Below are 23,858 nucleotides of genomic sequence, written 5' to 3'. Positions count from 1 at the left end.
CTTCACCAGCTGATTGTCGACGGTGTCCAGGCTCTCGCTGGTCTCCGTCAAGAACTCCCGCAACAGATCATCCATGAAAACCGGCCTTCATACAGGGAGGGCGCGCACGAGGCGTGATGCGCCAATTCGGAATGGGGCCAGCTTCTCCGCAAAGCGTTTAATATTGGTTGAGTAAGTGCAAAAGAACGGAACCAACAAAGAGATAAGGCGCTCCGGACAAGCCGAAGCGCCTCGTAAAGAATAGATTAACGTTCCGGGAGCGAGTCGCGCGTTTACGAAGCGGTAATGATAATGGCTTCGCCCTCCAGCTTGAGCGTCACCGTGAGCCCGCAGGCCTGCGCCAGCAGCCGCGTATAATAAGGCTGGATCGCGTGCGCATCCGCGGCCGGTCCCCGCTCGCCGCCCAGGAGTTCGGAGATGTTCTGCGGCAGGCGCGCATTATGTCCGGTCGCGGTGATGCGGAAGCTCATGGTCTCGCCCTCGCCGATCGGATCGATCGTCAGCATGCCGCCGCGCGGAATCGTGTGCTGGGAGACAACCAGCATGTTGAGCAGCAGCTTGACGCGATTCTTCGGCAGCAACAGCCGCGGCAGATTCCACGTGATCGAGCACTTGCCGTCCTCGATATGGCCGCGGGCCATGGTCTGGGCATCGCCGAGATCGATCTGCGCGCCGGACGAGCCGGCGGCGCCGAAGGCGAGGCGGCAGAACTGGAGGCGGGCGGAGGCGGTCTTCGCGCTCTTGCGAATCAGGTCGAGCGCGAACTCGCGATCCTCGGGCTTGGGATCGTCGTCGAGCACTTCGAGCCCATTGACGATGGCGCCGACAGGGCTGATGAGATCGTGGCAGACCCGCGAGCAGAGCAGCGCCGCGAGTTCGAGCATATCGGGAGCAGTAGCGGTACCGGGTGACGAAGCGTCAGACATAAAGGTTTCCTGGTATTGCACGGCACGGACGCGGCGAATCACGCATGCTTGGCGAATGCCGCGGGTTCTAACATTCGCAAGCCCGTGGCAGCTAGCTTGCGATCGGCTCGAAGCGGCCATAAAGCCACGGACGAATCAGCCGACTGGGATGAATTGCCGATGAATGAGGCATGCAGGTGAAGCGGATCATCGACGGCGCGGCCGCTATCGGCCTGATGGAGCCGCTTACCGCCCTGGTGGTGCAGGCGGGTGAAGCAATTCTGGCGGTCAACCGCTCCGCGATGCGGATCGACGGCAAACAGGACGGCTCGCCCGTGACCGAGGCTGATCTCGCCGCCGACCGCGTCATCGCCGACGGCCTGGCGCAGCTTGCGGGTGACGTGCCGACACTGTCGGAAGAGCGGACCCAGCTCGCCTCGCCGCCGTTTCAGGGCAGCTTCTTCCTGATCGACCCGCTCGACGGCACCAAGGAGTTCGTCGCCGGCCGTGACGAATTCACCGTCAACCTCGCCCTCGTGACATCGGGCGTGCCGCTGCTGGGCATCGTCAGCGCGCCCGCGCTCGGTCTGCTCTGGCGCGGCATCGTCGGCCGCGGCGCCGAGCGCGTCAGGTTCGACCGCACCACCATCGGTGCTGCCGAGCCGGTCCGCACCCGAACGCTGCCGGTGCAAGGCCAGCCCTGGATCGCGGCGGTGAGCCGCTCGCATGGCGATCCCAGGAGCGAAGCATTCATCGATGGCCGGCCCCATGCCGTCAGGAAGACGGTCGGCTCGGCGGTCAAATTCGGCCGGATCGCGGAGGGCAGCGCCGATATCTATCCCCGCTTCGGACCCACTTGCGAATGGGATGTCGGGGCAGGCTGCGCCGTCGTGACCGCCGCCGGCGGCAAGGTCACCGACGGCAAGGGCGGCGAGCTCCGATTCGGCCAGCGCGGCGATACCGGCTTCATCATCCCGGAGTTCGTCGCCTGGGGCGATCCGCACGCGGTGGGCTTCTGACTGAGCTGCTACTGACTGAGCTGGTCCTGGAGCGCCGGCCAGCGCTTGCGCACCTCATAGAGGAAGCGCTCCGGGTCGGCGGCGAAGGCATCGCGATTGGCCTCGCGGCTGAACAAATAGAGCCGCTGCGCCGAGATCACGTAGAAGCGGGGATTGGCAGCGATGGCGACCCCCCGGGCGATGTCGGCCGGATCGTAGCCGCCGAACTGCGGACCATAGATTTCGGGATGGGCCAGGAAGGACGCCCGGTTGCCCTCGTTGCGGAAGCGCCAGACCGCGCCCCAGAGGTTCGCCTCGAACTCCGTCGTCCCCTGCACGGCCGCGCCGTCGACGAAATAGGCCACGGGATCGAAGCCCTCGATCGCCACGCCGCTGAAGCGATTGACGACGACCCGCTCGGTGGTGGCAGCCTCGGCCGGCGACCCTGGGGAGGTGATCCAAATGCCCGCCAGCAGGCACATGAGGAAACCGATCAAGGCAATTCCGGGGCGCAAAGGGCTATCTTCCTGCCGTTGTGCCGTCATAGTTGCTGCGGATAACATCCGAGTCGAGGGGACATCCGGCGCAACCTAGAGCCGTGCCTGTTGGCGTCAGGTTAAGAAGCGATCGGATTCGATACCAGGGGTTCTTTATGACTTTCGCATCACGCCTTGCTGCGCTCGCGCTTGCCGCGATGGTCGGCTGGATCGTGCCAGCCGCCGCCCAGCAGGCGCCGCCGCCCAATCTGCCGCCGCCGCAGCGGACCCCGACGCCCAGCACCTATGGGCCGGACGAGCTCGTGAACGCCGGCCACCGCTTCTTCGGCAACGTCTCGCGCGGGCTCGCCTCGATCATCGAGAAGGCGGTCAGCCAATGGGGCCTGCCCAACGGCTATATCCTGGGTGAGGAGGGGTCCGGCGCCTTCGTCGCCGGCCTGCGCTACGGTGAAGGCACGCTCTACACCAAGAACGCCGGCGACCTGCGCGTCTACTGGCAGGGCCCCTCGCTCGGCTTCGACTGGGGCGGCGACGGCGCGCGCACCATGACGCTGGTCTATAACCTGCCCGCCACCAACGCGATCTACCAGCGCTTCGGCGGAATCGACGGCTCGGCCTATATCATCGGCGGCTTCGGCATGACGGCGCTTACCGCCAACAACATCGTGCTGGTGCCGATCCGCTCGGGCCTCGGCCTGCGGCTGGGAGCCAATATCGGCTATTTGAAATTCACTCCGCGCGCGACCTGGAACCCGTTCTAGCGTCCCCGCTTCCCCAACCGGCGACGGATCAAGGTTAACGACGTGTCGGGGCTGGCTTTTTGCCGGCCCCGCATGCAATGTCGTTGGTAAATTTTTCCTTAGCTCTGGGAGTTCTGGCCCATGGTCGAACCGATCATGTACCTGGCGATCGGCTTCCTGCTCTCGATGCTGTGCGGGCTTGCCATCGTGCCGCTGGTGCATAACCGCGCGGTGCGCCTGACCACGCGCCGGCTCGAGGCCGCGACGCCGCTCTCGATGGCGGAGATTCAGGCCGACAAGGACCAGCTCCGCGCCGAATTCGCCATGTCGGCGCGGCGGCTCGAGATGAGCGTCGACCAGCTCAAGAACAAGACCACGAGCCAGCTCGCCGAGCTCGGCAAGAAGAGCGACGCCATCAACCGCATGAAGATCGAGCTTGGCGAGAAGAACGCCACGATCTTCGCGCTGGAAGCGCGCGAGAAGGCGGTGAAGGAGCAGCTGCGCGCCACCGAGGAGGAATTCAGCGCCAAGACCGAAGCCCTGCGCGCCGCCGAGAATGCGCTGACCGACAAGCAGGACGAGCTCGCAAAGATCAATTCCGAGCTGTCGAGCCGCTCGATGATGGCGGAGAGCCGTCAGGTCGAGCTAGTCGCGGTGCGCGCGCAGATCGAGGAGCTGAAGAACCGCGTCGGCGATGCCGAGAAGGAGTTTGCGGCGACACAGGCGCGGCTGGCGCAGGAGCGTGCCGAATCCGAGACAGCCTCGCGCGAGCTCGCCGATGCGCGCGGCCGCGTCGAGAATCTGAGCCAGCGCGTCACCGAGCTCGATCGCCAGCTCATCGTGCAGGTGAAAGAGGCCGAGATGCTATCGGGCCGCGTCGGCGATCTCGAAGGCCGCCTCGCGACGCAAGGCAAGCTCCTTGCCGAGCGCGACTACGAGAACAACCAGCTCCGCCAGGCCAGTGAGAACAGCGAGCGTACCATCAAGGAGCTGCGCGTCGAGATCGCCGCGCTGAGCGGCGGCAAGTCCTCGGCCGCATTCGAGGCGCTCCGCGCCGAAAAGGCCGCGCTGGAGGAACAGCTGCGCACCGCGCGCGACGAGCGTGCCAAACTCCAGCGCGACATCAACGCGATCCAGCAGCAGGCGGAAAGTTCCTGGGCGACCGAGCGCATGGAGAACGCGCTGCTGCGCGAGCGCATCAACGACATCGCCGCCGAGGTGGCCAAGCTCGCGATGCAGCTCGAAGGCCCGAACTCGCCGATCGAGGCGCTGCTGGCGGCCGAGGCCGGCCAGCCGCCGAGACCGGCCCCGCGCCCGGCCAACGACGCGGCGACGGCGCCCAGCCTGCCCGAAGGCGGCGGAACGCTCGCCGAGCGCATCCGCGCGCTCCAGGCTCATGCCTCCCGCTCCCGCCAGCAGGGCGCCTGAGCCGGCCCAAAGCGGGCTCGACCGCGAAATTGCGTGATTGAAAGGTTTTGGGCCCCGGCGACGCCTGGAAACTTGACACCTTCGGCCTGCACTTCTAAATCGCGGGCTTCGATGTGCCGGCCGGCCTCAAAAGTCCGGCCGTCTGCATGATGGTCCCGGGCGCATAGCTCAGCGGGAGAGCGTTCCCTTCACACGGGAGAGGTCCAAGGTTCGATCCCTTGTGCGCCCACCATTAATCCAGAAATTACAGTAGCTTAGCGACTTGCTTCCCCTGCATTGTGCCCCGAAAAGTATGGGGCACAACCCGGGCACACGGCAAAAAAGATCATCCCGCTCCCGACGGCAATCAAGAAAGCTCGTTGATCTTTCACACGAGATCCGTGTCGGCGCGCGACCTTTGGGCACGAGGTTCGTTGGCGCTCGATAGGCGCGAACACGTTGTGCTCGAGGCAACCTTCGCCGAGGTACCACCCAAGGAAGGTATCGTGCTTCCGCGCGTCCTTTGATGGCTCCGCGCTTGCCGGTCTTGGCCGTGTTGTCCACGGCCGCCCTGAGTTGCCGCCGCGTCGGCTCGGCAATGGCGAGCTCGAAATGGTTCCCGAGACCACGTGGCCAGAGCAGGTAGTGCTGGTTTCCAGTGACGACCTGCCGTCCGGTGACGGACACCACATAGGGCCGCCTTCAATCATCAGGTTGCCAGCTCATGCACTGCTTCTCCGCCAGCTATTGCCGTTGAGCCTCGCGCCCGACTTGGTTCGGATCGCTCCTCTTGCCTACCTTGCTGGCAGCGCTGGTGGCGACTACAACGAGAGCCCTGTGGCGACATTGTAAAGCAGTAAGGACCAATAAAGCCGGGAGTTGGCTTTCGGCGTCCCCCTACCTTGGGGGCGGCTTATGGTCATCGCCCTTCCAGATCGTGATGCTACTCGGGCGTATTGACTAGTTGCGGTCCCGTAGCGCTCGCATGGCTCGCAACGAGGGATCCAGTTCGCACCCTCCTGGATCACGACCGAGTATCAAACCTGCATCGAGCATTGGCCGATCGGGTCTCACCAGCTTCGTGGTGCTCACGCCCGCATTCGGATCAACTGCCATTTCGGAGTCTCGTTCAAGCAGCTCTCGCAGGCGCTCGATGCGAGCGAACCGGAATGGATGGACTGGTTTGATCATCGGGCTAGCCCCCTCGGGTCGAATGCGAACAATCGGATGATGAAAACGACGAGCGCGCGACGGCTGACGCTCATGAGTCGAGCTGTCGGTTCTCCGCCGAATGCCAGTCCGCGCCATGCAGGCGGATCATCTCCCGACGGGACCGCTCGATGAAGATGCGCTCAACGCCAAAGCCGGCTGCAACTGAAGCCGCCAGCGCAAGGCCACAGGCCATATAGTCATTCATGAAATTCCAAAACATGTTGCAGCCGGCAACTCCTACAAAAGTGAGCGTCATGATCAAATTGCGAAATGCCTTAACCATCCTGCCCCCCCAAGTCAGTCGGCGAGGACCTTTTACCACTGCAACCACGATGATTGGCAGCGTTTGCCCCTTATGATGAGCCGTCTTTCTGCTCGATCAGCTTGGGTCCGGCCGCGCTGCCGACCGCCGTGGGGCTCGCTCTTCTTACTTAAGAGGGCAGCCGGAAACGGGCAGTGATAGCGACGCCAGCATACTTCATCACGGCGGGCCATTTCCCGAGTGCCCCGGCGAGGAGCTCCGAATCCTTCCCGCGAGGGATCGACGCCGCATGGCGTGCGCCGTTGTGGCGTGAGAAGAAGGGCGTGTTCGAACTATGGAGCCTGCTGGTTATGGCTCTTACGCCCGCAAGCCGATGCCCGCCCTGTTTAAGCACTATCCGGCATGCGTGGTCCGAAACGCCTGGTTCAACGCAGGCTAGAGCACAGGCCGCGGCGTTGCGCTGCCGATCACCCCCAGCGCAAGGTAGCGCAAGCGATGGCCAGCGGCAGTGATGGCCGCCGGCCATTTCATGCTGTCTGCGTCGTCTAGGGCTTAGTGGACGACGAGCGCTGCCGCCAACACTGGTTTGACGATGTCGCAACAGAAGCCGAACGGGTTGTTTTCATTGGGTCGCTGGACGGCTAAAGCGTGAATGAGAAGCAGATTTATCTATGCCCTTCCATGGCAAGCCGCAGCGCCTTTGGGATGCGCTGCGCCTTTCCGCCGGAGATAGCGCCCAGGTCGCCGCGTACTCCGCGACCTGGGCGATCCGGAGCCGCCGCTCGAATCGGTTCCGTCATCGGGCAACTGAAGCTCGACTTCAAATACTACAGCAGCGCCGACCTCTCGCTGTTCGACGAGTTCGCCCACCGGGTGAGAGTCGCCGGTACACTGGTGATTCGGGAACCCCCGACGCCGAAGCAGCGGCACATCAGCGCGCACCAGATCGTGCACAGCATCGTTCCTTGGCACAAAACTTTTCTGCTCGGAGACAACGAACTCACGCTCGATCCGCATTGCTAGGCGATCATCGAGGCGGACGCGAATTACGGCGCCGGTCACGGTCGCGCCGATGCGCGCGAAGGGCTCCGTGCGAAAGAATGCGGCGGCATGCAGCGGCGTGTCGGGCGCGCCGGTCACCTTGCGCCGCACTTCATGCCAGGGGTGGCGGATGAGCCGGTCGAGATCGCCGGCCATCACCGCAGCCGCCCAGGCCATACACTGGAATGGCCCGACACGAGGGCTTCATGCTCGGTGTCACCGACGAACCGACCAGGCTTTGATCGGCGATGGTCAGCGCGCCCGCCGTCATGACCGCATGAAGGCCAGCAGCGGCCCGATGTCGTGATTGTCCGCGGCCTGAAGCGCCGCCACGTATTGATTGCGCAGCGTTCCTACGTCGGCAAGGCTTCCGCCGCCCCAGCTAAACGCTTTGCCGCCGAGCCGTTCGATCACGAGATCCGCCATCATGCGGGCGTGACGGCCATTGCCGTTCGGGAAGGCGTGAATCTGCGTCAGCCGGTGATGCAGGCGCGCGGCGATTTCGTCAGGTGGATAGGTCTTGTGTTCGACCCAACAGCGTACGTCATCGAGCATCGCCGGCATCTCGGCGGCGATGAGATGCGGGGCGATGCCGATATTGAGCTCGCCCTGCCGGTAGGTTCCGGCCCATTTCCAGACTTCGCCGAACATCTGCTTGTGCAGCGTCTTGACGAAATCCTCCGTCAGGAGATCGGCCGCCTTTCCGCGGCGGCGGCGGCCCCAGGCCGCGCCCTTGACGATGTTTTCCTCTTCCGCCTCGTTCAGGTCCGCGCGGCTGGTGATCCAGGTTTGCAGTAGATCGCCGCGCAGCGCGGGATCGAGCGGCGTCGCGTCATCCGGTTCCTGGAAGAGATCCGTCATAGCTCGTTCCACAAATCGCGGTCTTTGAGGACATCACGGACATACGCCTCAATGCGCGCTTCGAGATTGGCGTCGCCCGTCCCCTGCGCTTCCAGCTTCATCGTATGGGCGACGCGACCCAGTTCGCGTCTGGCGATCTTGCGCGCGCGCGCGCTCACGGCGCCTTCAAGCGACGTGTTCGGCACGAGGGCGTAGACAAGCGTGCAGTCAAGGGCTTCCGCGGCGCGACGCAGCGTCTTGAGCTGGATCGAACCGTTTGCTTCGGACTTTTCAAGAGCCTCTACGCTCTGGGGACGGATTTTGAGCCGCTTGGCGAACTGGACGCCGGTCATGCCGAGCGCGTCCCTGATCGCCCGCACCCAGCCTTTCGGCGGGGCGTTGAAGCGGTCTTGGGGTTTGAGCGCGATGAGCCGCTCATCAAGTCGTTTACGGCCACGCTGGCGAGCATCATTTTTCATAGTGTGACCCGATTTTATGGGCCTTCGTATCAGTCTACAGCCTTATTTATTCCGATATTTATCAGGTTATAACCTGATTTTATACTACGATAATCAGCCTGCGGTCTTATTTTCCTCGCAAACCGCCTATTTTGAAACCAAATCAGGGACTTGGCGGGTCCGAAACCGCCAGCACGAATCGCCCTCATAGGGTCTACCATGACCGCCAATGACGGATGCGACGCCCAGGGAGATACAAACCGAAGGCGCGGCGGCGGATGAACTCCCGCCGCCGACCGCCCCTGAGAACATGTCTATCAGACTGCGCTGCTTCGATACCGAGACCGATGTTCGCTCTCTGAACAGCTATATCGACCTGACCACCTTAGACGGCATTACAATCGCGCTCGACTATGCTCAGGCGTTGCTCGACCTCGACCGGGGCTATGCAACGTCGTTCAGCCGATGTCGATGTTCCGATATCATGCGAGCAAGGCATTTTGCGGAACATGCGAGACGCGGGTTCTCGGTGGCGTGCCTGATCATGATGATCAGATACTTTCGGACGAGGAAAAGGTCTCCAACTGCTCGATGATGGTTTGCCGCTCGGGAGTCTCAGTGAGACTCTGGTGCTCGACTTGTAGCAATGAGCGTTCGCGCGGCTGTCCGATTGGACGCCGCATTCCGCTTCAAGACGTTTGCGACATCCGACGCGACCAAGCCGAGCGCGGCGGGCACATGGAATATCCGGTCAGAGGGTTCGAGAGTTTGGAGTTAGTATTGAAGAAAATTCGAACCCATCGGGCGTACTGAGTTGCGCCGGGCAGGAAGCGCTCATAGCCTGCGGTGCTTTCTACAGCTATCGTAGTCTCCGGTCGTGAGATAAGCCTCGATCACTTCGGGCAGGCCAGCGAGCAATTTTCCGAACCGTTCCAGCACCTCCTCATCGTGGCGATCGAGCGTGATTTCTATGATGACCGTTTCCGGCAAACCGAGCTTCTCCTGATTGAGGAGCGCGACGTAGCCATCGATGTAACCCTGCTTCTCAAGTCGCTTGAGCCTGTTCCAGCACGGCGTCGTGGATAGCCCCAACCTTAACGGCTAATTCTGCCGTCGTAAGACGCGCATCACCTTGCATCGCTCGCAGGATCCGCCGGTCGGTCTCGTCCACGCGTAAGGGAGTCCTTGCGTTGCACTGCTTTCATGATCCGAGAACCTCATTCTAGGTATGCGCTAGATTTCGAGAATATATGCTGATGCCAGCTCGCATGATCCGGATTCCCCCTGTTGGAGAATTGCAAGCTCGGCAGAAAACATGATCGGATCTGAGTCACACCCAACCTTGGACGCCGTTCACACCTGACCTTTCCACGCTTGCAGGCTGCAGCTCTAGATAACTGCAGCCGCTCTCAGCCAGCAGGATGGCGCGTCGCCTGCATCGATGGGCGTGCCCCGAAGCCGGCAAACCATGCGGCGCATTGCGGATGAGCGAGCGCCAGCCGAAATCAGGAAAGCGCAGATCCAGATAGCCGAAGGCGCAGGCGAAGCTGATCGTGCCGATGTCGACGCGGTCGCCAAGCGTGGGAACAGCCTTCTCGATCGCGGCAATGGAGGTTTCGACCTTGTCGAGCTGACCGTCTAGCCATTGCTGCCAGACTTTCTCGGGAGGGCGGGCCGCCATCTCGTAGCGCGACAGGAGAGCGGCGGTCAGAATGCCGTCGCCAATGCTCTGATCGACCAGGGCACGCCAGCGCTGCGTCTGTGACTTCGGAAACAGCGTGCCGCCCGCCCGGTCGTCGAGATATTCGCAGATCACGCGGCTGTCGGCGAGGGCCAATGCGGTACAGGGACCCTCAATCCGGCGCTCGGCATCGAAATGGCCGCGAGAGCTCGCCGGTGATATGCATGGCGCTTGCGGCGGTAGGCTGAAGGGCCGCGGCCTCGGACGATGCGACAGGCCAATCTGGCGGCCCCTGCGGTGGCTGCTTGCGTATGATCAGAGCTGGTCGGACGCGCCGACGTTTCTGCGTCGTCCGTAGCTGCGCATTAGCTCCTCTCGGTGCTCCTCGAGCCAACTCCGCAGGATAAGCGGCTTACGACCCAGGACACGTTCAACAAAGTCATTTCGTGCCCAAACGAGCTCGTTTTCCCGTTCATATTGGAAGAAATCCCAAAGACAGCTCAAGCGAACCTCTCGGAGGTCCGCGTAGGCGCGAAAAAACTTTCTCTCTGTCCGTCATGAACTATCTTTGTCTTGACCTTGCCCCGCACGGCCTCTTGTCAAGCCTGGAACGCAACGTTCGTGGTAGAATAGCGTTTGCCAGCGCCAAATCGGCCCCCGTGCTGCTTGGAGGTCCGCACCTTAATCCGCAGCACGGGGGCAGAGCGTATCGGCGCCGCCGCCGACAGCAGGCTCATGATGCACGTGCCTCGAGGGGACGCAACAAAGTAAGTTTAAAGCTCAGCGCTGTTGGGGGGTGGTTGAAGCACCATCGAAATCGCCTCGCGTGCGGACTGGCACTCCATTTGCTCTCCAATGTCCAATCCGTCAGACCCAAGGTGGGCCTGTTTCATATTGAGGCGAGCCGATGCAACCGACGCCCCGTTTCGATGCAACCGCACCAACCAAGCTCCATGCGCTGATCTCCGACCTGCGATGGCGCGTTCAGCTCCTCGATGCCGACATTGAGGAGGAAGAGCGCAAGGCCCATGTCTGCGACCCCGCCAACCAGTCCTACCCGATGCTGGCTCTGACCTTGCGAGAACGTCGGGACAACCTGCGGACGACCGTCGCCACTCTGCAAAAGCAATTGGAGAGCATCTTCCCGCCGGAATCGGAGCGCGCCGCTTGAGTCAATTGTGACGCAAAAATCCGCCGGCTTTGGAGCCGGCGGAGTTTGATTGAGATTGTTGGCGATCGGCGGGCACCGATCACTGGATTGGGTTAGCAGAGTCGCCGGCCCAGCGCGAACCAGCGGGCCTTGATTTTTGAGACTAGTAAGCGGGGCTCACTAGCGCACTGTTTTAACTTTTGAAGCGCCTGCGCTCCATATGGGCTAGCCGACCCTCAGATTTTCAGCGGACGTTTTGCCCTTGTTGCTCGTTTCCTCGTAGCTCACCCTCGCGCCCTCGTTGAGAGTGCTCAGTCCCGCCCTTTCAACGGCCGAGATGTGAACGAAAACATCCTTGCCGCCATTGTCGGGCTGGATGAAGCCGTAACCTTTGGTCGGATTGAACCACTTTACAGTACCTATCGCCACGCACGTCTCTCCTAAAAAATGAAAACATCCCAGCTTGCCAGAAGCTGATCACAAGGAAAAGAGGCCCCTTCCGCGTCACGGCAAGAAGTTGCACTCGCGCAACAGCCTTCCATGTTCCGCCTCGGAACAGATGTTTTGAGACTCAACCTGCAAACCCGGTTCTGGAATCATTGTTGCAGCCGGGGCTGGCAGTGATCATTCCGTAAGCCCTCAATTTTCCCGGAAAGATAAAGGCCGCAGGACCCGAGAAAGATCCTGCGGCCCTTTTCATCTCAGCGGCGATCAAGCGAATAAGGACGGTATGTCGTGCCGCTACACCCCGTTCAATGCATTCCACGAGGATGCCGCCGGAACGCGGCGAACTCTCCATCGATTCAGCTGGAAAAGTGCGCTCCATCGCGGGACCAGCAGGAATTGTGCGACTCATTTGAAAATAATCTCCAGATTGGTCGGAAAGGGAACGACTGCCGATCTCTATTCCTCTCCGCAGAGGTTCGTTCATGGGCAATCATGATCTTGTCTCCAGCAGTTTCCTAGGGCTGACCGCAGTAGGAGTTGCGCTACTCTGCTCGAGCCTGCTTGTCTTCGTTTTCACATGAAGTGAGCCGTCGCTCGCGTGGCCCCTGTCTGCTCATCCAGTTCATCGGCTGGACGAACTGCTTCCCTGGATTGGAGGCTGGCATCAGCGATCGCCGCTTGAGCTGTGTAACCATGTACCTCAGCTGTTCGCCACGTTGCCGGCATCAAGCGTGTTGCCGAGGAACTTGAGCAAGATGAAGACTGGCTGCGAGACGCCGCCAATGAAATGGAGATTGAACCTGGAGCAATCAGGGGTTATGGCGCCGGAGAACATGGCATGCAGGTTTTCACTAAGTTCGGAATCCGAAAACCTGATCGAACTCGTCCGGATGTATAGGAGAGCCCGGAGCCGCGTAAGCGCTCGCCGCCAGAATAATCCAATGAGCCCGCGGCCTACGCTGGGATGCGTACGCCCCAGTCTCCCCCGAAGACGTACTCTCCGACGCCGGCCGATCCTCAACGCACATTGCTCCCCCGTAAACGCGCACAACCTTAAGGTTGGACAGTCGGATAGTTTATGTGGCGCAGGTTTAGGTTGGGATGTGTCATGAATGCTGCGCTAGCAGGCCTTGGAGCCGGGCCCGTCGTGCGGCTTTTGAAAAAATATATCCACTTCGCGTGCGGGGTCGACGACCTGACGGTAGCCGAGAAAGTCTACGTGATCGCCGGGTTTTTGGGAATTGTTACGGCCTTTCTTCTGGTCATGTCTGTCCAAACCGTGCGACTGCAGAATTCCTATCGCAATATGCAAGCCTCCTCCGCTGCTGGGGCGATCAATTCCGGACTGGTCGACGCATCCATCTATGCGATAGCGATGGACTCGCGCGGCATCTACATGTCCACCGAACGAACAAAGGTGAAAGAGTTTGCGGACGAAATCCTCAAGCGCAACCACGAGCTTGCGGAGATGATGAAGGGCTGGGAGCCTACGGGCCGCTCGGAAGACTTCGAACGGTTCGCAGCCCTCAAACGGCGCATTGCCCAATTCATCGATATCCACCAGGAGTTGGTGCGGCGGGCCGTCGAGATTAGCCCCGCAGCCGCCCGCGAGTTTGGGGACACCGAAGCCAGCAGCACGGTTCGCAGCAGGCTGAATGCGGATCTGGAAGCGTTGCAGCGCGGCTACAACGAACGTACTCGCGAAGCAGATGAGCTCGCCGAACAGAATCGCTGTGCGGCATGGTACCTGTTCATGCTGGGCTTGGCGGCGCTGGTGCTTGCTGCGCTCAATGTTCTCGTGATCCGGGATTCGGTGCTGGCGCGGCTCTCAGACATTGCCGAGGCGACCGATCGTATCAGAACCGGGGATATCGCAAGCGAGGTGCCACATCTGCGAGGCCACGACGAAATCGGCCGCCTGGCGCGCGCCGTGCAGAACTTCCGCGCTGCTGTCGCTCAAGTTTTTGAGCTCGAACAGCTTGAATTGGATCTCAGCAAGCAGCGCGACGCCGCGATGGCCGAGCGCGACGCGTTCAACGACAAGTACCAGGCCATCTCCGCCGCTATCAACAGCATGCCGCAAGGCCTCATCATGCTCGACGGCAAGGCACGTGTGATTGCAATGAACAGCAACTACCGCCGAATGTATAATCTGCCCGAGACCATCACGTCAGGTTCCTCGCTCGAGGAGATTCTGGAGCACGGGCTGTTCAGCGGCGACATCAAGAAGTACGTTTCGGCCATTCTCGTTCGCATCGGAAAGAAGGAGCCGGCAGCTTACGAGGTAAGGCTCAACGACAGCCGGATCGTCAAGATTTATGAACGGCCTATGAATGGGGGCGGTTGGGTCTCCGTCCAGGAGGACGTCACGGAACAGCGGCAGAAAGAGCGTATTCTCGAGCGTACCGAACGGCTGCTCGCCACCGTCGTCGAGAACGTGCGTGAAGGTATCATTGCCAAGGACGCGCGCAGTCTGCGCTATCTGTTCATCAACAAAGCGGCCGAACAGCAGATCGGCATGTCGCGCAACGACCTCGTCGGCAAGACCGCGCGTGAATTGTTTTCACCGGAAATGGCCGAACTGATCGAAAAGCGCGATCAGCAGCTACTTGCGCAAAGCCAGCAGCTCGAGCCTATCGTCGATACGATCTACAATCCAGTTCGTGGCCGCCGGGTGATCTCGTGGAGGCGTTTGCAGATCGGCGCCCCCGGGGAGGACCCGCACATGTTCGTGAGTATGGTCGAAGACCTCTCCGATCAGGTTGAGACCGCCGACTAGGAGCCGGCCTTACGTCACCCTCCGCGGAGCGAATGCTGGCACTGTCGATCATTTCTGTGCCAAAAGGTTGGCTTCCGTCCGAGGAAGAGCGCTCCACCACTGCTGGCCTAGCTTGTCAGGTGTGTCGCTATCGCAACGTCACAATTGTTCCAGTGGCCCTCGAATCGTTTTTGACTTCACAGGGTGGCGAGTCCGGCGTTTGATTATGGCGGACCCCGGGGTAAGAGCTTTTATCTCGAAGAGGCTTTGAGGCGGCTTCAAGAGGCCGCTGTCCAGCGCCAGCGGTCTCTTAGCTTCATCGGGAAAGTTCGTCCGATGCCGACCCAAATATGGGCTCTCGTCACGTCAGTCGGCTGGACAGTCATCGTGGCCGCGATCGTGCTCTATTTGATCTTTCGCCCCCGGCTAATCCGACGCTTATCTGCCGGACCCTTGAAGGGACACGTCTAACGTGAGGTGATGGCAGCCGCAGTGACTACGCGGGTGCAACGGATCGCGAGCAACCACCGATCATGATCGACATCGACATCGAAATCGGCATGCCGATTGCGGTGATGTTGATGCTGGTGCTGCCGTTGACGTCGACAGCGACATGTCGAGGATGATCGGCAGCCTTGCTGCTGACCATCATCATCCTGCTGGCGGCTGGTCTGAGCTATATCCCACCGAGCAGTCGACGGCATTGATTGGCTCTGCCAATCAAGTGATCGGCGAGGCGCCCGATGATGGCGTTGTCCAGTCCGTCCTTCTGCGCTTGCTTCCGTACGGCGGCTACAATGTCCGGAAGCTGCTCGGTCAGGGAAATCAGTCCGGCGACCACCTTGTCAGCATCGAGGCGCGTTTCGCGCGCGAACCTCTGCCAATCGCGCAAACTAATCTGGCTGAGCTTGTAATCACCGCCGATTTTCATCGCGAGCTTGATCTTCTGCAGATCGATGTCATCGTAGGGAAGAATGCTGGCGATGTCGTAGAGCGGGGCGAGGCGTACGTGAGGGCCGCCGGCCAGCAGCAGCGAATAATTCTTGGCATGAGCATCCGTACCCGCAATCAGCCAATTGAAGCCTAGCGCGTCGACAAACGTGTCAACGTCGGCGACTCGATCCGTGGAGTAAGTGCGCAAGAGTTCGATCACATCGGCAGGGCTTGGTCCGCCATCGTTTTGATACTTCACGGTCGGCAGGATGCCGAGCGCCTGGCAGATATCTTCCTGGTGGACACGGACGATCTCGTTGCCACTGAACTGCCGGTCGTAGCGCTCGATGACGATGGCGATTTCCTTGCCGAAATGCATCACCTGGGTATCGGCGACGGGCAGCCCGAGATTGCGCGCAAGTATGAGACAGATGTGTTCATTTTCCGCGTGTCCATCGAAATGGCCGGTCGGCGGTTTGAGAATATGCGTCGTCGGAATGCGCCCAGAGGGAATTCCCCACTTGCCTTTTTGCCGAAGCAAGGCGGTTTTGGGTTGGGCACCCGCAAGGCTGAATTGTCCGGTATCGCGCGGCAACCTCCATGCGGCGTGATCCTCGCGCAAGGTCTGCAGGCGTTTGGCAATCGCCGTCTCATCAAGCCATTCGACCTTGTCTTCGGCCCCGCTTCGCAAGGCGCCCAGCCGATCGGGCGTGACGAACTGGACGGCACCTGCGCAGTCCTCGCCGACATGGGAAATAAGGGCAAACACGCTGCGCGCGGACACCTGAAATCTTCGGGCCCACCGTTCGAGCACGCGTTCGTTGTCGGGCAGGAGTCCCCAGAGGAAAGCCTGCACGGCGGAAGGACCGTGCTCTTCGGCCGCGAGCGGCATTGAGAGCGACAGCGGATAGGCTCCTTCGGCGTGGCGCCAGTCCTTGTCATAGACAAAGGTGAGCCGGCCGCCGGCATCATTGCGCACGCGGCCGATTTCCTGGCCATCCAGCAGAGCAACAAGTTCGCTCGTCATGCCTTTTTCTTCCTGGCCTTGGCCACGATGGCGTTGATATCGACGGCTGGCCTGGTGGCCCCGCGGGCGGGCGCTTGTTCGGTGCCCGCATCCAGGCGAATGTCCAGGGCATCAAGGGCGCGAAGGATCAGCCCGAGCTCAGCGCGCGCGTGACCGTGCTCAACTTCGATCACCCATTGGCGGCTGACGCCAATGCTCTTGGCAAACGTCGATTGATCGAGTTTGAGCTTCTTGCGCCGGTCGCGAAGGACGGCGCCGAGTTCGGCCGGTGTGCGTATGAGCATGGGATTTCCAAATGTCGGCGTTCGATTACTTTAATATATGTCGGCGTTCGTTGACAATTCGAAAATGTCAGCGTTCGATGACAAAATCGAATGTCATCGAACGCTGACATAGCGACCAATTAACGTGCGAACCGAGCCGAATCGGCATCAATATTCGCCTCGCCCCTCAATCCGACTCCGGCTTCTTCATCGATTACGGACGGGTCGTTCCGCTATGATAGGCGACAAATCTCAGCATCCCATAGACCGTCGCGGTCGAGGCGCGGCAGTTTCCGACGGATCACAAGGGCAATGTGATCAGAGGGCGACCCCGCCCTGAGCGGCAATTCAACGCGCTGATCCAGCCCGAATTCTCACTGACAGTTTCGCCAGATGACAGGGCTGGACCTCACCGGGTTCAAGCTCGACAGCCCCTTCCCGCGTGATCTAATCGACACGACCGGGGTCGCGTTAGGCTGCAAGCCGATTCAAGCACGTGGTAGACCTTATTGAACGCAAGAGGCCGTCAATACGTCAGCTCGTGGAGCGCCTGGATGAAGCACGCGGCATTCGGATGATGGCCGGTCCGCCGGAAAAGATCGCGAAAAATACCCAGACCTGGTTCGAGCCTGGCGCCGCCGACGAGTTCAACGTCATGCCGCCTTTTCCTATCTAGCGGTTTCGACCTGTTTTCGAAGCAGGTGGTGCTCATCTTGCGGCGATATGGCGTGTTCCGGAACGGCTATACCGGTGCGACGCTACGGGAGCACTACGTCGTCAGACCGTAGCACCGCATGTTCTCGGGCGCCGTTCAGGCAATCGCATAAGGCTTCGATAGCCGATGGACCGCCCCTACGATGAGTTCGCAGATGAGGGCATCGTTGCCAGGTAGCGTCGATTTAGGAGTGATTTGGGGGGAAGACCCCCTCGTTGAATCGTATCCATTCGGCGTAGGCCGCAGGGTTACCGCTTGAGGAGTCCAGGGTTCTCTTTGTAGAACCTGATCAGCTCGATGAGGTTTTCGATTCCGAAGTCGGTGAACGCCTGGACGCCGTCTTCTCCGACGCCATAGACCCAGATGACGCCGTCCTCGATCTCCATTTCGTTGGCGATGTCCCACAGCCAATCTTCGTCTTCGCCGAGGTCCTTGGCGACCTGGGTGATGGTGGTGACGTGATGGACCTTGTTGAGGTGAGTGGTCATGCCGCTCGAGCGGAGATCGCTGATTCTGGCGTCCAATTCCAAGGCAGAAGTTCGTCCAGCCGATGAGCCGGATGGGCGGCGATCCGGGCGAGGATATCCGTAAGCCAGGCCTGCGGGTCGATGCCGTTCATTTTCGCCGAGACGATGAGGCTGTACATGGCTGCGGCGCGCCGCCCTCCGCGATCAGATCCGCAGAACAGCCAGGACTTCCGTCCAAGAGCGATGCCTCGCAAGCCCCGTTCGGCGGCATTGTTGGAGAGACACACGCGTCCATCTTCCAGGAACAGCGTGAAGCTCGCCCATCGCTTCAGGATGTAGTTGAACGCCTTGGCCAGGTCGTGACCGCGAGACAGTTTGGCGAGCTGTTCGCGCATGTAGACCTGAAGGTCCTCGACCAGAGGCCGGCTCAGCGTCTGTCGCACCTCCAGACGCCCTTCGGGGCTCCTGCCATTGATGAAGCGTTCGATCTCGAACAGCGCATCGATCCGCCGCACGACCTCGATCGCGATCGGAGAGAGCGGGATTTCCTTTTTTCCAGCGCCTTTGCGCCGCGCATTCTCTTCGATGTCAGCCATGGCAAAGAACGGGCGCCTTCCATGCGACCAGCAGGCAGCTTCCCGGATCGGTCCGGGCTGGCGCCCGGCCAGATAGAGCTGATTGTACCCGTCATAGGCGTCGGCCTGCAGGATGCCGGCGTACCGGGCCAAATGCCCCTGGGGATGCTCACCCTTGCGGTCGCGGGAGTAGTAGAACATCGCTGCCGGCGGGCCCGCGCCGCCAAACGGCCGATCGTCGCGGACGTAGATCCAGCACCGCCCCGTGTCGGTCTTGCCCTTGGCCAGCACCGGGACGGTCGTATCATCGGCATGAAGCCGCTCGGCCGCCATCACATGGGCTTCCACCAGGCGCAGCAGGGGATCCAGCGACGCACAGACCGCCCCAACGGCATCCGCCATGGTCGACAGTGCGATCGGCACGCCTTCCAGAGCGTAGCGTTCGGCCTGGCGGTTTAGCGGCTGATGCTGACCGAACTTCTCGAACATGATCATGGCCAACAGGCTCGGGCCAGCCCATCCCCGGGCGATCGCATGGAACGGTGCCGGCGCCTGGCTGATCTTCTCACAGTCGCGGCAGGAGAACTTCTCCCGGACCGTCTCGATCACCTTCCACTGGCGCGGCACCACTTCCAGTGTCCGGGTCACGTCTTCGCCGAGCTTCCGCAGACGATTGCTACCACAGCACTCGCAAGCCGTCGGCGGGTCGATCACCACTCGTTCGCGCGGTAAATGCTCAGGGAACGTCTGGCGTTCGCCGCGCTTGCGCGTAAATCCACGCACCGTCGTCGTCTTCGCCACGGCGTGCTCTGCCGCCAGCTCGTCTTCAGTGGCGTCACTTTCCAACTCTTCGAACGTCAAGGCCAACTGCTCGATCAGGCGCGACGAACGCTCCGACCGCTGGCCGTAGATCTGATGCTTCAGCTTGGCGATCTGCAGCTTCTGCTGAGCAATCAGCGCTTCGTCTTCCGATGCTTTCGCGCGGGCGACCGCGAGTTCAGCCGCGATCTCCACCCCCCTCGCGCGCTCCATCGCCAACGCCTCCCTCAGAGCGGTAACGTCATCCGGAACAGCGTCGCGATCGGCATCCATGCGACGCAATGAATCACAAATTGAACGCGCTGGGACTCCCCAAAATACAAATCTGCGGGATTTTGTGCTCAGCCTGCGCTCTGCGGGCGCCAGCTCAGTTGCGGATTACGCCAGTCGATCCCCTCCAGCATGTAAGCCATCTGCGCCGCAGAGATCGATATTGCGCCGTCCGACGCCGAAGGCCAGATGAACTTGCCTCGGTCCAGGCGCTTGGCATAGAGCGACATGCCCAACCCATCATGCCAAAGAATCTTGACCAGGTCGCCGCTGCGGCCCCGGAAGATATAGAGATCGCCAGCATGAGGATCGCGCTTCAGGCTTTCCTGAACTGAGAGAGCCAAGCTTCGCATGCCGCGACGCATATCGGTGTGGCCAGTGGCAATCCAGACCCTGACGCCGTTCGGAATCGGGATCATCGTCGTCGCAAGAGCTCAAGAACCTGCTGCAGCGCCTCAACATCCACGTCACGGTCAACGCGAACACGGCAGCCGCCCCCGAGCTCGATCTCAATGATTCCAGCCCTTGCACGCTGCGCAGGCGGGGAAGACGCCAGTTGTGGTGCGCCGCTCGAGATCGGAGCCGCTACAGCTGCGATCTCGACGGGAACAAGAGCAGGCGCAGCATCTCCGCCCAGTCGCCCCTGGCGCGCTTGTCGACGCCAGGTGAACAGCAGGCTATGAGCCACCCCGTGCCGGCGTGCAACCCCGCAGACCGTTTCCCCAGGCTGCAAGGTCTCTTCGACAAGGCGAACCTTCTCGTCGTAACTCCATCGCCGCCGACGCTCGGCGCCCAACACATTGACCTGCATTCCCGACGTGACCTTAAAGCTAGACTTAAGGTCAAATCCTCGGGCCGACTCTCAAACTACACAAGGCGGTCGCCGCCGGAGGGATACGTTGAATCAATCCGAACCGGAATTGGTTTCTCTGGCTACTAGCCCAGAGCGAGTATTCCGGCTGGTTACAAATTGGACTCCGACTTCCGAGCCGTCCAGTCGAATCAACTTGCATCGCCGGTAAGCCAATCCGACGGTTGAAAGCAGCAGGAAGAACTGGCGAGCTTTGAGCACGTCTGTCGATCCGTCAATTCGAAGACGTGCTCCGGTGTCGGAAACGTCGATGAGAATGCAATCGCGCCGCCACGTGCCGTCCAAACCTAAAAGCGTTGCCCGGTACTCGTGCTCGAAGCGAATGCGCTTTGATTTTCGCTTATCCCATCCATACATCCAATGGCCTTCAGTCCAGATCGGGCGAAGCGGAGTCAAATTGCTCCTCATCTGCAATCAAGAGGAAATGACAACTACCAAGAGGCAAAATATCTGTCGGCTTGATACGATTGCAAAGATACTGAAAGCGGACGCGGCTCGCGCGGCCACTTTCCGAAGATGGTTCGTGCGGGCTCGGGCGACGTAGTTGGAGAAGCTCCGGGAACACAGGGATTAAGGTCCTACAAAGATGGCAACATGACCGGCCGGAAGCAGAGTTGAGCACATGAGCGCAACTCCAGCTGCCGACGGCACCAGAAGCTGCTGCTGACAAAGATCAACAATGCCTATGAACGAACTCAATTTTGGCGAGGCGTAGAGATCGGGTAATCTCCGCTCAGTCGCCGGTTAATCATGCAAAATTAGTCAAATACGGCGCATGATTCCTGCTGGTCTCCCAATGGTTCGCTCTTTTCCAGCACGATCAGCTGGCAATGCGCCGCGTTCCCGCACTGTTCAACCCTGTGCCGCGTAAAGGGACGCGATCGCCAGTAGAGCACAGCATCTGCGTTCAGATGCAGAGCAGGGCTGCCGAACGCGGAAACGTCTTGGGCGCGTCATAATCGCGGCGCGAAGCCCATTTCGCTTCGTAAACAACTAGGCTGATGCCGTCTGATTGAGCGCCGATAGCTACTACTCACTTACGATCGCGCTCTGTGCGCAATGGACGCCTCTACAGTAGTCTAGGCACGGGTGAAAGATCATAGGTCTGAGGTCGTTTTTGATTTCACAAGTGGCGAGTCCGGCTCTTGATTCTGGCGGTCTCCAAGTAAGAGCTTTTCTCTCGAACAGGGTTTGAGGTAACTTCAAGAGGCCGCTGTCCAGCGCCAGCAGCATCTTAGCCTTGTCGGGAGAGTTCGTCCGATGCCAATCCAAGTATGGGCTCTCGCCACGTCAATCGGTTGGACAGTGGTCCTGGCCGCGATCCTGCTCTGCTTCATCTTCAGCCCTGGCTAATCCGGCGCCCCTTACGTGGGGCGAGACGCCTAACCGCCGCGATTGCGCAGCTGTGTCCGCGGGGGTGCCGGGTGGATAGCCGGCGGGTGATCAAGTCTCGACGCCAAGGAAGAATGACTCGGCGTCGGAAGGCGGGATCTGGATGTGCCTCGTCCGATGGGGCAACCCGTACGTTTTCGATCGGTTCCGCTTCCACATGACCGAACCGATCGCGCTCCCGCCGATAGTACGGCAGGAGTTGGATGGGGTCTTCGACTCCCTGTTCCTCGACAATTAAGGGCTGGATAGTCGGACAGCCGATGACGAAATCCTCTAGTTCGTCGGGCGGCAACGAGGCGCTTGAATTCGGCGTTCCAGCGATCGTTTTTGATGATTTCCACCGCATCGATTGTGCAAAGTTGCGATTCTGCTAAGCGCGGAGCTGCCCACTTTAGAAAGACATTCGAGCCCGTTGCCCGGATCCGAGAACGATCTTCCCACATTTTGGGGCAGCCTGGGCCGGAGCGTAGGTGATGTAGTCCCGCGCCGGTGTGGGACACACGAATCGAGGTCTTTTTGAACGCGCATCTCGGCAAGCCTACTATCTTTGGTGAAGCCAATAGCCAAAAGGTTGGCAAGCAGTAGCCGCCGACATGTAGGCTTGGGCTCTCGCTGGGAGTCACATACTTCGGCCACTTCTCGGCACCCACCAATTGTCGACGGAAGTAAGCGCGCGAGGACCAACAAATTGTCCCTGTCTTGAACCTTCTCAGCGCGAACGAGCTTTGAATAGGGTCGTAACATTCGGCGGCACCGCATTTGGCTAAGCAAGCAACGCGAGGGGAAAATGGCTCTGCTGCGAGTCAGGAGCTGGTGCGGCGATTGACGCTGGAGATCAGATCCCTCAACGTCTGTCTGGAGGATTTTCTTCACGTCCGAGCCAAGGCACTCGGCATTAGTGGAACACAATTGGCGATCTTGATGGCGGTGATGGACTTAGACAAGGATGGCGGTGCTCCGGCCGGCGTTGTCGCAAAACTGATGAAAGTCGACCCGTCCTTCATCACGCTGCATTCGAAGGCGCTGGAGAAAGTCGGATTTGTGCGGCGCAAGACCGGTATCAGGGATGCTCGGGTCGTCCAGCTCTCGCTAACGGACAAAGCCCGTAAGCGTCTCGCGAACATCGCTGCACAACAGCAGGAACTGGATCAATTCGTTTTCGGTGAGCTTGGCCTTGAGGAATCGACGAGACTGTCGAGCCGACTTGCAGCGCTCAGGATGCGGCTCGAGAGAGCTCGCCTGAAAGCCGAACTGGACACCGGCGCGGCGTCAGCCCGAGGGAGGGGCCGACGTTAGAAGGGAGGCGCTTTGGATCAACAACGGTGGTTTGAATGCGAGGGCCGCATGCCCTCATGTGAAGCACCGTCGTCATGAGGAGCACATCGGCTCCTCGCGCCGGTCGGGCCAGTCGCAGCGGCGACATACTAGAGTTACCATTTTGTGGATCGGGAGCTAATCGATTTGGGTCGACCAATACGGATTCGGTGTGAGGCCGGAGTTCTCCGCGGCGCTCCAGGTTTCTGGCGCCCCAACCTGTTGCACGCGGCCAGCCGCTAAGCCTGTCTGTGTGGAATCGCAGAGCTCTTGCAGATCGTGACGAAGGCCGTTGGCCAAGCGTTTTGCCGTTGACCAAGATCAAAATATCAATTGTTCTATCCCCTCAAGTCTGAACGGAGGCTAGAGGTCTCATGCGCAACCTTCTGTTTATCTGTCTGCTTGCACTTCTCATCCTCGTCGGCTTTGGATCGCCTTCGACCGCCGCTCCGCGGGGTCGTTCTTTCATCCCACCGGCTCGGCAGGATGTTTATTGCCTGCAGGGACGTACCTGGGGATATCCGGGCAATTGCCAGTTCTCGAGCTATGACCAGTGCATGGCCACTGCGTCCGGCACCTTAGCCTATTGCGGGATGAATCCGATCTACGCATTCCACCGACAAGGAGGACAATTGCGCTGATGCGTGATCGCCAAGCGTGGTCGAGACATCAGTCTTCTTATATAATTGGACCCGCGGTGCTGGTTAAGAGTTGGGCTTCCGCCTGGTTGGATGTCCCCTATAGCGCGACAATCTGGATGGGAAGCGCGCGACAATCAGGATGGCGAGTGGGTGTCGCGGCGAGGTGATGATTGCC

General features: G+C 60.5%; 27 protein-coding genes and 1 tRNA gene. 11 read left to right on the top strand and 17 right to left on the bottom strand.

The window, feature by feature from the left end; translation table 11 throughout:
• Positions 1 to 272: 272 nt before the first annotated feature.
• Positions 273 to 926: a histidine phosphotransferase ChpT gene (chpT, locus tag QSV46_RS38170; protein ID WP_314963871.1), complete on the bottom strand. Its 654-nt coding sequence runs from the start codon at positions 924 to 926 to the stop codon at positions 273 to 275.
• Positions 927 to 1,096: 170 nt separating this feature from the next.
• On the opposite strand from chpT, the gene QSV46_RS38165 reads away from it, so the two are divergent.
• Positions 1,097 to 1,924 carry a 3'(2'),5'-bisphosphate nucleotidase CysQ gene (locus QSV46_RS38165; protein WP_314963870.1) on the top strand — a complete coding sequence of 276 codons (828 nt, stop codon included), beginning with the start codon at positions 1,097 to 1,099 and terminating at the stop codon, positions 1,922 to 1,924.
• Positions 1,925 to 1,932: 8 nt separating this feature from the next.
• Here QSV46_RS38165 and QSV46_RS38160 read toward each other — a convergent pair whose 3' ends face one another.
• Complete coding sequence (locus QSV46_RS38160; RefSeq protein WP_314963869.1) at positions 1,933 to 2,418, bottom strand: YHS domain-containing (seleno)protein; 486 nt, start codon at positions 2,416 to 2,418, stop codon at positions 1,933 to 1,935.
• A gap of 137 nt (positions 2,419 to 2,555) precedes the next feature.
• Here QSV46_RS38160 and QSV46_RS38155 point away from each other — a divergent pair, with 137 nt between their 5' ends.
• The 3 genes from QSV46_RS38155 (at position 2,556) to QSV46_RS38145 (ending at position 4,800) form a co-directional block, all read left to right on the top strand.
• Positions 2,556 to 3,161 carry a DUF1134 domain-containing protein gene (locus QSV46_RS38155; protein WP_314963868.1) on the top strand — a complete coding sequence of 202 codons (606 nt, stop codon included), beginning with the start codon at positions 2,556 to 2,558 and terminating at the stop codon, positions 3,159 to 3,161.
• A gap of 120 nt (positions 3,162 to 3,281) precedes the next feature.
• Positions 3,282 to 4,568, top strand: a complete 1,287-nt coding sequence (locus tag QSV46_RS38150) for a hypothetical protein (RefSeq protein WP_314963867.1) — start codon at positions 3,282 to 3,284, stop codon at positions 4,566 to 4,568.
• Positions 4,569 to 4,725: 157 nt separating this feature from the next.
• A tRNA-Val gene (locus QSV46_RS38145) sits at positions 4,726 to 4,800 on the top strand.
• A gap of 1,008 nt (positions 4,801 to 5,808) precedes the next feature.
• On the opposite strand, the gene QSV46_RS38140 is transcribed toward QSV46_RS38145, so the two are convergent.
• From QSV46_RS38140 to QSV46_RS38125, 4 genes are all read right to left on the bottom strand, one after another.
• Positions 5,809 to 6,015: a hypothetical protein gene (locus QSV46_RS38140; protein ID WP_314963866.1), complete on the bottom strand. Its 207-nt coding sequence runs from the start codon at positions 6,013 to 6,015 to the stop codon at positions 5,809 to 5,811.
• 675 nt (positions 6,016 to 6,690) lie between these two features.
• Positions 6,691 to 7,218: a hypothetical protein gene (locus QSV46_RS38135; protein WP_314963865.1), complete on the bottom strand. Its 528-nt coding sequence runs from the start codon at positions 7,216 to 7,218 to the stop codon at positions 6,691 to 6,693.
• 111 nt (positions 7,219 to 7,329) lie between these two features.
• Complete coding sequence (locus tag QSV46_RS38130) at positions 7,330 to 7,923, bottom strand: mobile mystery protein B (protein WP_314963864.1); 594 nt, start codon at positions 7,921 to 7,923, stop codon at positions 7,330 to 7,332.
• Positions 7,920 to 8,381, bottom strand: a complete 462-nt coding sequence (locus tag QSV46_RS38125) for a mobile mystery protein A (RefSeq protein ID WP_314963863.1) — start codon at positions 8,379 to 8,381, stop codon at positions 7,920 to 7,922. Before QSV46_RS38125 ends, QSV46_RS38130 begins: the two co-directional genes overlap by 4 nt.
• 208 nt (positions 8,382 to 8,589) lie before the next feature.
• Here QSV46_RS38125 and QSV46_RS38120 point away from each other — a divergent pair, with 208 nt between their 5' ends.
• On the top strand, positions 8,590 to 8,955 hold the full coding sequence (locus QSV46_RS38120) for a hypothetical protein (protein ID WP_314963862.1): 366 nt from the start codon (positions 8,590 to 8,592) through the stop codon (positions 8,953 to 8,955).
• A gap of 239 nt (positions 8,956 to 9,194) precedes the next feature.
• Here QSV46_RS38120 and QSV46_RS38115 read toward each other — a convergent pair whose 3' ends face one another.
• Together QSV46_RS38115 and QSV46_RS38110 are read right to left on the bottom strand one after the other, a co-directional pair.
• Positions 9,195 to 9,452: an Lrp/AsnC family transcriptional regulator gene (locus QSV46_RS38115; protein WP_314963861.1), complete on the bottom strand. Its 258-nt coding sequence runs from the start codon at positions 9,450 to 9,452 to the stop codon at positions 9,195 to 9,197.
• A gap of 238 nt (positions 9,453 to 9,690) precedes the next feature.
• Complete coding sequence (locus QSV46_RS38110; RefSeq protein WP_314963860.1) at positions 9,691 to 10,197, bottom strand: glutathione S-transferase family protein; 507 nt, start codon at positions 10,195 to 10,197, stop codon at positions 9,691 to 9,693.
• A 751-nt stretch (positions 10,198 to 10,948) separates the two neighbouring features.
• Here QSV46_RS38110 and QSV46_RS38105 point away from each other — a divergent pair.
• Positions 10,949 to 11,212, top strand: a complete 264-nt coding sequence (locus tag QSV46_RS38105; protein WP_314963859.1) for a hypothetical protein — start codon at positions 10,949 to 10,951, stop codon at positions 11,210 to 11,212.
• Between the two features lie 204 nt (positions 11,213 to 11,416).
• On the opposite strand, the gene QSV46_RS38100 is transcribed toward QSV46_RS38105, so the two are convergent.
• Together QSV46_RS38100 and QSV46_RS38095 are read right to left on the bottom strand one after the other, a co-directional pair.
• Positions 11,417 to 11,620: a cold-shock protein gene (locus QSV46_RS38100; RefSeq protein WP_314963858.1), complete on the bottom strand. Its 204-nt coding sequence runs from the start codon at positions 11,618 to 11,620 to the stop codon at positions 11,417 to 11,419.
• A gap of 142 nt (positions 11,621 to 11,762) precedes the next feature.
• Entirely contained in the window at positions 11,763 to 12,122 is a 360-nt protein-coding gene (locus QSV46_RS38095; RefSeq protein ID WP_314963857.1) for a hypothetical protein, read from the bottom strand.
• A 624-nt stretch (positions 12,123 to 12,746) separates the two neighbouring features.
• On the opposite strand from QSV46_RS38095, the gene QSV46_RS38090 reads away from it, so the two are divergent.
• The gene (locus tag QSV46_RS38090; protein ID WP_314963856.1) at positions 12,747 to 14,417 is read left to right on the top strand and encodes a PAS-domain containing protein; all 1,671 of its coding nucleotides are present in this window, start codon (positions 12,747 to 12,749) and stop codon (positions 14,415 to 14,417) included.
• Between the two features lie 655 nt (positions 14,418 to 15,072).
• Here the strand turns inward: QSV46_RS38090 and QSV46_RS38085 are convergent.
• Both QSV46_RS38085 and QSV46_RS38080 read right to left on the bottom strand, forming a co-directional pair.
• Positions 15,073 to 16,356, bottom strand: a complete 1,284-nt coding sequence (locus QSV46_RS38085; RefSeq protein WP_314963855.1) for a type II toxin-antitoxin system HipA family toxin — start codon at positions 16,354 to 16,356, stop codon at positions 15,073 to 15,075.
• Complete coding sequence (locus QSV46_RS38080; RefSeq protein ID WP_314963854.1) at positions 16,353 to 16,640, bottom strand: helix-turn-helix domain-containing protein; 288 nt, start codon at positions 16,638 to 16,640, stop codon at positions 16,353 to 16,355. Before QSV46_RS38080 ends, QSV46_RS38085 begins: the two co-directional genes overlap by 4 nt.
• Before the next feature lie 475 nt (positions 16,641 to 17,115).
• Here QSV46_RS38080 and QSV46_RS38075 point away from each other — a divergent pair, with 475 nt between their 5' ends.
• Entirely contained in the window at positions 17,116 to 17,295 is a 180-nt protein-coding gene (locus QSV46_RS38075) for a hypothetical protein (RefSeq protein ID WP_314963853.1), read from the top strand.
• A 287-nt stretch (positions 17,296 to 17,582) separates the two neighbouring features.
• On the opposite strand, the gene QSV46_RS38070 is transcribed toward QSV46_RS38075, so the two are convergent.
• From QSV46_RS38070 to QSV46_RS38050, 5 genes are all read right to left on the bottom strand, one after another.
• On the bottom strand, positions 17,583 to 17,822 hold the full coding sequence (locus QSV46_RS38070) for a hypothetical protein (RefSeq protein WP_247321117.1): 240 nt from the start codon (positions 17,820 to 17,822) through the stop codon (positions 17,583 to 17,585).
• The gene (gene tnpC, locus QSV46_RS38065; RefSeq protein ID WP_314963852.1) at positions 17,819 to 19,468 is read right to left on the bottom strand and encodes an IS66 family transposase; all 1,650 of its coding nucleotides are present in this window, start codon (positions 19,466 to 19,468) and stop codon (positions 17,819 to 17,821) included. Before tnpC ends, QSV46_RS38070 begins: the two co-directional genes overlap by 4 nt.
• 68 nt (positions 19,469 to 19,536) lie before the next feature.
• A complete protein-coding gene (gene tnpB, locus QSV46_RS38060) occupies positions 19,537 to 19,884 on the bottom strand; it encodes an IS66 family insertion sequence element accessory protein TnpB (RefSeq protein WP_314963851.1) in 348 nt (115 codons plus the stop codon).
• Positions 19,881 to 20,276: an IS66-like element accessory protein TnpA gene (gene tnpA / locus QSV46_RS41605; RefSeq protein WP_409997277.1), complete on the bottom strand. Its 396-nt coding sequence runs from the start codon at positions 20,274 to 20,276 to the stop codon at positions 19,881 to 19,883. Before tnpA ends, tnpB begins: the two co-directional genes overlap by 4 nt.
• 93 nt (positions 20,277 to 20,369) lie before the next feature.
• Positions 20,370 to 20,693 (bottom strand): PilZ domain-containing protein, encoded by a 324-nt coding sequence (locus QSV46_RS38050; RefSeq protein WP_314963873.1) that lies wholly within the window; start codon positions 20,691 to 20,693, stop codon positions 20,370 to 20,372.
• 1,138 nt (positions 20,694 to 21,831) lie between these two features.
• Here QSV46_RS38050 and QSV46_RS38045 point away from each other — a divergent pair.
• From QSV46_RS38045 to QSV46_RS38035, 3 genes are all read left to right on the top strand, one after another.
• On the top strand, positions 21,832 to 21,966 hold the full coding sequence (locus tag QSV46_RS38045) for a DUF1045 domain-containing protein (protein WP_314963850.1): 135 nt from the start codon (positions 21,832 to 21,834) through the stop codon (positions 21,964 to 21,966).
• Positions 21,967 to 22,541: 575 nt separating this feature from the next.
• Complete coding sequence (locus tag QSV46_RS38040) at positions 22,542 to 23,024, top strand: MarR family winged helix-turn-helix transcriptional regulator (protein ID WP_314963872.1); 483 nt, start codon at positions 22,542 to 22,544, stop codon at positions 23,022 to 23,024.
• 392 nt (positions 23,025 to 23,416) lie between these two features.
• Positions 23,417 to 23,683 (top strand): DUF3551 domain-containing protein, encoded by a 267-nt coding sequence (locus tag QSV46_RS38035; protein WP_314963849.1) that lies wholly within the window; start codon positions 23,417 to 23,419, stop codon positions 23,681 to 23,683.
• Positions 23,684 to 23,858 lie beyond the last annotated feature (175 nt).

Source organism: Bradyrhizobium cosmicum (assembly GCF_032290525.1).
Lineage (GTDB): Bacteria > Pseudomonadota > Alphaproteobacteria > Rhizobiales > Xanthobacteraceae > Bradyrhizobium > Bradyrhizobium cosmicum_A.
The sequence above is the reverse complement of the archived record's forward strand: the minus strand, read 5'-3'. Positions and strand labels throughout refer to the sequence as shown.

Coding starts and splice junctions, on each gene's coding strand:
- QSV46_RS38125 (WP_314963863.1), bottom strand. CDS start 8,381: ATGAAAAATGATGCTCGCCAGCGTGGCCGTAAACGACTTGATGAGCGG.
- QSV46_RS38090 (WP_314963856.1), top strand. CDS start 12,747: ATGAATGCTGCGCTAGCAGGCCTTGGAGCCGGGCCCGTCGTGCGGCTT.
- QSV46_RS38150 (WP_314963867.1), top strand. CDS start 3,282: ATGGTCGAACCGATCATGTACCTGGCGATCGGCTTCCTGCTCTCGATG.
- tnpB (WP_314963851.1), bottom strand. CDS start 19,884: ATGATCCCGATTCCGAACGGCGTCAGGGTCTGGATTGCCACTGGCCAC.
- QSV46_RS38045 (WP_314963850.1), top strand. CDS start 21,832: ATGTGCCTCGTCCGATGGGGCAACCCGTACGTTTTCGATCGGTTCCGC.
- QSV46_RS38120 (WP_314963862.1), top strand. CDS start 8,590: ATGACGGATGCGACGCCCAGGGAGATACAAACCGAAGGCGCGGCGGCG.
- chpT (WP_314963871.1), bottom strand. CDS start 926: ATGTCTGACGCTTCGTCACCCGGTACCGCTACTGCTCCCGATATGCTC.
- tnpC (WP_314963852.1), bottom strand. CDS start 19,468: ATGGATGCCGATCGCGACGCTGTTCCGGATGACGTTACCGCTCTGAGG.
- QSV46_RS38130 (WP_314963864.1), bottom strand. CDS start 7,923: ATGACGGATCTCTTCCAGGAACCGGATGACGCGACGCCGCTCGATCCC.
- QSV46_RS38140 (WP_314963866.1), bottom strand. CDS start 6,015: ATGACGCTCACTTTTGTAGGAGTTGCCGGCTGCAACATGTTTTGGAAT.
- QSV46_RS38080 (WP_314963854.1), bottom strand. CDS start 16,640: ATGCTCATACGCACACCGGCCGAACTCGGCGCCGTCCTTCGCGACCGG.
- tnpA (WP_409997277.1), bottom strand. CDS start 20,276: ATGCAGGTCAATGTGTTGGGCGCCGAGCGTCGGCGGCGATGGAGTTAC.
- QSV46_RS38095 (WP_314963857.1), bottom strand. CDS start 12,122: ATGAACGAACCTCTGCGGAGAGGAATAGAGATCGGCAGTCGTTCCCTT.
- QSV46_RS38135 (WP_314963865.1), bottom strand. CDS start 7,218: ATGGCCGGCGATCTCGACCGGCTCATCCGCCACCCCTGGCATGAAGTG.
- QSV46_RS38070 (WP_247321117.1), bottom strand. CDS start 17,822: ATGACCACTCACCTCAACAAGGTCCATCACGTCACCACCATCACCCAG.
- QSV46_RS38165 (WP_314963870.1), top strand. CDS start 1,097: ATGCAGGTGAAGCGGATCATCGACGGCGCGGCCGCTATCGGCCTGATG.
- QSV46_RS38155 (WP_314963868.1), top strand. CDS start 2,556: ATGACTTTCGCATCACGCCTTGCTGCGCTCGCGCTTGCCGCGATGGTC.
- QSV46_RS38035 (WP_314963849.1), top strand. CDS start 23,417: ATGCGCAACCTTCTGTTTATCTGTCTGCTTGCACTTCTCATCCTCGTC.
- QSV46_RS38085 (WP_314963855.1), bottom strand. CDS start 16,356: ATGACGAGCGAACTTGTTGCTCTGCTGGATGGCCAGGAAATCGGCCGC.
- QSV46_RS38050 (WP_314963873.1), bottom strand. CDS start 20,693: ATGTATGGATGGGATAAGCGAAAATCAAAGCGCATTCGCTTCGAGCAC.
- QSV46_RS38105 (WP_314963859.1), top strand. CDS start 10,949: ATGCAACCGACGCCCCGTTTCGATGCAACCGCACCAACCAAGCTCCAT.